This window comes from Streptomyces sp. (assembly GCF_036566765.1).
GTDB lineage: Bacteria > Actinomycetota > Actinomycetes > Streptomycetales > Streptomycetaceae > Streptomyces.
This window is the reverse complement of record NZ_DATCVQ010000592.1, coordinates 1-4,791: the sequence shown is the minus strand read 5'-3', so window position 1 is coordinate 4,791 and position 4,791 is coordinate 1. Positions and strand designations below refer to the sequence as shown.

The 4,791-nt window shown below is 77.0% G+C and carries 1 protein-coding gene and 2 pseudogenes; all 3 read left to right on the top strand.

What is annotated here, in order from left to right; all coding sequences use genetic code 11:
- A pseudogene (locus VIU94_RS34410) lies at positions 1–1,129 on the top strand (hypothetical protein); the annotation flags it as partial.
- A 5-nt stretch (positions 1,130–1,134) separates the two neighbouring features.
- Positions 1,135–3,273, top strand: coding sequence for a hypothetical protein (locus VIU94_RS34405; RefSeq protein WP_331917693.1), 2,139 nt, complete (start codon positions 1,135–1,137; stop codon positions 3,271–3,273).
- Positions 3,273–4,791, top strand: a pseudogene (locus VIU94_RS34400) (hypothetical protein); the annotation flags it as partial. The gene VIU94_RS34405 and the pseudogene VIU94_RS34400, both read left to right, overlap by 1 nt.

Genomic DNA, 4,791 nt, shown 5'->3' with positions numbered 1-4,791 from the left:
CGCGCCCCGCCTCTTCGGCGGAGTCCTCGGCGGCCTGGCGGGCGCGGCGACCGGGCAGCTCCTCGGGCCGCCCGCCTGGGCGGGCGCGGCCGGCCTGCTCTGCGCGGTCCTGGCGATCCTGCTGATCGCGGTGCGCGACTGGAGCCGCGGCGTCGACGACTGGTGGAACCGTACGGACGCCGAGTACGCCGGACGGATCACCCGCGAGGTGCACGCCCTGGTCGCCGAGACGGCCGTCCACGACTGGCTGTTCGCGGAGGTACGGCACCACTGCTCGGACGGGGCCGGGGCCCTCGCCCACCTGCTGCGCAGGCTGGCGGACACGGCTCAGACGCATGCGTACCCCGCCGCCGCCCCGGCCCAATCGTGGGCGGGAGCCGGTACGACGGAGTCCGCGTCCACCGCGAAGAGCGCCGACGCGGACTCCGCGGACACCTGGGACGACTGGACGGACTGGAACGACGAGTCCGGCGGCGACTGGTCGGCCGAAAGGCCTGCCGACCGGTCCGCCGAGCCCCGTGCGACGATCCCGGACCAGCGCTCCGCGCCCGGCGACGACCCCATGTGGCTGGAACGGCAGCTCGGCGACGGCGGTCCCGCCCTGCTCGACACCCTCGTCGACGACCTCGTCCAGGGCACGGTCCTGATCCTCGACGGCTGTTGGGCCGGCCTCGAACGCGACCCGGCGAGCGCGGCCGCGCTCGCCCTCGACATTCCGATGACGGAGCTGCTCGACGCCACCCACGACCGGCTGCTGCGCGACGCGGCCGCCTCGCCCCCGCCGTACGCCGCCGACCCTCAGGGCCGCCCCGACGCCGCCCGGCTCACCGGCGTCGCGCCCGACCGGGTGGCCCGGCTGGTCGCCTCGGACGCCGGGACCGAGCAGACGGTCCCGTTGTGCGGGCCCGAGCACCGGCGGCTGCTGTCGCAGGAGCCGTCGGCGGTGCGCCGGGTGCGGTTCGTCCCCGAGGCGATGCGCCGGGGCGCGGGACGGGACGAGCAGCGGGACGGCCGGCTCGGCACCGCCGAGGACGTGGTGTGGACGCCGGGCGGCCGGCACGCCGGGGTCCTGCACCTCGTACCGCTGCGCGCGGACGTCGTGCGCACGGTCAGGGAAGAGGAGAGCTGAGCACCATGAACAGCGGCACGGAACCAGCGGGGGACGGGCTGGAGTTCCTGACCCACCAGGAGACCCGGGTCCGGATCCCGCGCGTCCAGCTCGGCCCGGACCGCGCCGCGCCCGGCCGCCCCGGCGTGCTCGTCCGCCCGGTGGTGCTCGACGCCGGCCGGAAGGCGCTCCAGTACCGCGTCCCCGCGTCCGCGCACGGCGACCCGCACGCCTTCGCGCGCCTGGAGCGCGAGGTGGCCGCGGCGGTCGCGCTCGAACGCCGGTACGGCGGCGAGAAGTTCGCCGGGATCTTCACCCGGGTGGTCGGCTTCGACCTGGACGCGGCGGAGCCCTTCGTCCTCTACCGCATGCCGGGCGGCGAGCCGCTCGCCGACCGCCGCGGCACGCTCGGCGGCGACCAGCAGCACCACGTCATCGAGGAACTCGCCCTCGCCGTACGACTGTTGGAGGACGTCGGGCTCGTCCACCGGGCCCTCACCCCGGACACCGTCCGCTGGGACGGCCGGCACGTCCGGCTGTCCGAGCCGTACGCGGCGCAGCGCGCCGGGGAGCCCCGCGAGCCCTTCGGTGCGGCGCCCTGGGCGGCGCCCGAACAGCGCGAGGGCCAGGGCGCGGCCGATCCGCGCGACGACCTCTGGTCCGTCGCCCAACTGCTGTACTTCCTGGTGTCCGGGCGGCCCGGCGTCGGCGCCGGCCCGCCCGCCGATCTCGCCGACTTCCGGCGGCTCGCCCCGCTCGACCGGGGCCGTCTGTACGCGGCCCGGGCCGCCGACCGGGCCTCGCCCGCGGAGCTGATGCGGCTGGTCCCGGTCGTCGACCCGCTGGTCACGGCCGCCGCGGCGGCCGATCCGCTGAGCCGCGGCCGGGCCGAGTTCGACGCCCAGCTCGCCCGCAGGCGCGCGCGGCCGGGCGGTTTCGGAACCCTGGCCGAGGCGGCCGAGGAGTCCCGGGAGGCGCTGGAGTACCTGCCGCCGCCGCGCCGTTCGCTGCGCGAGCGGCTGTTCGGCGGCGCGGCGGCGCAGCCGGCCCCCGCCCGCGCGCCCCGCCTCCGCGAGGACGCCGGCTTCGATGCGCCGCCTCCGGACCGGGGACGGCAGTGCCCGCACTGCCTGCTGCCCGTCGAGTACGACGAGAGCCTGCTGGTCACCATCGACGACAAGGGCGACCGGATCCCGCTCGACCTGAGCGCCGAGCACCGCCCCGCGCACCGCCAGGACGCGCTGCGCAAGGCGTACCACCGCTGCCCGCACGCCGACGGCGACCAGGCGCACGAACTGCCCGTCCCGTACCTCACCAACGGCGAACCGCTCTCGATCGCGCTGGTCGGCAGCTCCGCCGTCGGCAAGACGCATCTGCTCGCCGCGATGCTGGGCGAGGTCGAGCAGGGTGGCCTGGAGCCGTACGGGCTCAAGTGCCTGCCGCTCAACCCCGAGGCGCACCGCACGTACCTGCGTGATCGCGTGCAGAGCCTCCAGCAGGGCCGGGAGCTCGGCCGCACCGGACAGCAGACCTTCGCGCGGTTCGCGGACGGGCTGCTGGTCTCGGCGCAGGGGATGATGCCCCGGCCGGTGGTGTTCTTCGACCTCGCGGGCGAGGACCTGGCGCAGGACGGTGAGGTGACCCGGTTCCTGATGGGCGTCGACGCCTTCGTCTTCGTCCTGGATCCGCTGCGGGCGCTGCGTCTTTCGTCGCTCGACCCGGTGCGGGCGGTGCAGGAACTGCCGCTGCGGAACCTCGGCGACGAGGCGTTCGCCACCGTCCTCAACCGGGTGCCGCGCACCGGCGGGCATGTCGCCGCGCCGGCGACGATCGCCGTGAACAAGAGCGACCTCGTGCGCTTCGAACCGACCGTCGACCGGTGGCTGGGGCGCGCGCTGCCGGGCCGCTTCGACGCGGCGGCGGTCCGCGAGGAGAGCCGGGACGCGTACGCGTTCCTGGCGCATCACGCCAGCTCCGCCTGGCTCAAACCGTTCGACGACTGCGCGCGCTGCACCCTGCACTTCGTCGCCGCCACGGGAGGGCAGGCGAAGGACGACCGGTTCCCGCACGGGGCCCGGCCGCGGCGGGTGCTGGCGCCGCTGCTGTCCGTCTTCGCCATGTGCGGGCTGCTGCCGGGGGCGGAGCACAGAGAGGTGGGATCCTGATGGCCCGTCCGGAGAAGTGGGTCGACCAGATGGTCTTCCGCTGGGACGCCGAGAACGCGTCCGGGAGCACCGGGTTCGGCCCGGTGGCCTGGTCCGGTTCGCGCGAGCAGGTCGAGGCGATCTTCCGGATCACCGGCCCGATGCTGCGGTCCGGGGGAGACGCCGGCACGGAGGAGACCCGGCCGGCGCTGGTCCGCGTCGAGGACCAGGGCGGGCGGGTGGTGCTGGTGCGCCGGGCCCCCGTGCGGGAGGCCGGCGGGCGGACCGGGACGGTCTGCCACGTGCTCGCCGGCAGCCGGGAGGTGCTCGACCCCGGGACCTGCCTGGGCCTGCACGGGTGGGACTGGCCGGGCGCGGCGGAGCTGCCGCTCGCGCGGGTGCGCGGCGCGCTGGACCGGGTGCCGGAGGCCGCGCTGCTCCATGCGGCGGTGGCCGGGCAGCAGCGGCTCGCGGCGGGGCTCGCGGAGTACCGGGACGAACTGGCAGGGGCGGTCGCGGAGTTGCTGCGCCACCCCGACGGGCGTTTCACGCTGCTCGACCGGAGCGGCGGGGCGGGGGCGTGCCGGGTGCTGTACGGGCTGTACAGCATGTTCGGCGAGGCCGTGCCGTGGCCGTGGACCTTCGCCACGCACGACACGGCCGAACTGCCCAACCTGCGCTACGTGTTCGTCGGCCGCTGGGCGGGCGCGGCGACCCGCAACACGGACCGCCGCCGCGCCGACCCCCGCGACCTCCTCGACGACCGCGCGGCCCAGGTCGCGGACGGCCTGGTCCACCGCCACCTCGATGGCCTCGCCCGAGGCGACGGCCACGAGTACGAGGTCGACACGATGCTCCGCACGGTGGCCACGGAACGCCGCGCCCCTCTCCTGGACGCGGCGTCCCGAGCCCTCGACCTCTTGACGAGCCGCCCGACGGGGTGGCCGGAGCAGCGGGACGGGGGCGAGCGGGGGGCGGGGGCGGCCCCCGGGGGTCCGCCCCCCGGTCCGGCGGGGATCCCGGACCCCCGCATCCCACCCGGTGCGGAGCGGCCCCCGGCCGAGAGCCCGGATCCGTACGCAGACGGACACGACCGGGGCCCGGCCTCCGGCCCGGAGCCTAAGCAGGGGCCCGGAAGCGGGTACGGATCGAGCCGGTCGCAGGCGGAGGGGACGGGGGCGTATGGGGGTGGGCGCGGGGCGGGCTCGTACGGTTCGGAGCGATCCGCGGCGGGCGGCGCGGATGCCCACACCGGTGAAGACGGGCAGGGGCCGGGCCACGGGCGGGCGGGGCAGCGGGGCCCCGGTCCCGCCCAGGGTTCTCAGCGGTCTGCGGCCGAGGGTTCGGATGCGACCGGGCGCGACGAGCGCGGCTCGGGCGCCGGGGCCGCGACCGGCGCGGAGCCGGGGGCGTACGGGGGGCGCTCGTGGGAGGTGTCGGTCGGGGAGCGATACGGAGACGGGTACGTGGTCGCGGCCTCCGGGGCCGGCGGGCTGTTCGGGGGCGGGGGGCCGCGCGTCGCGGCCGAGTGGGGTGCGC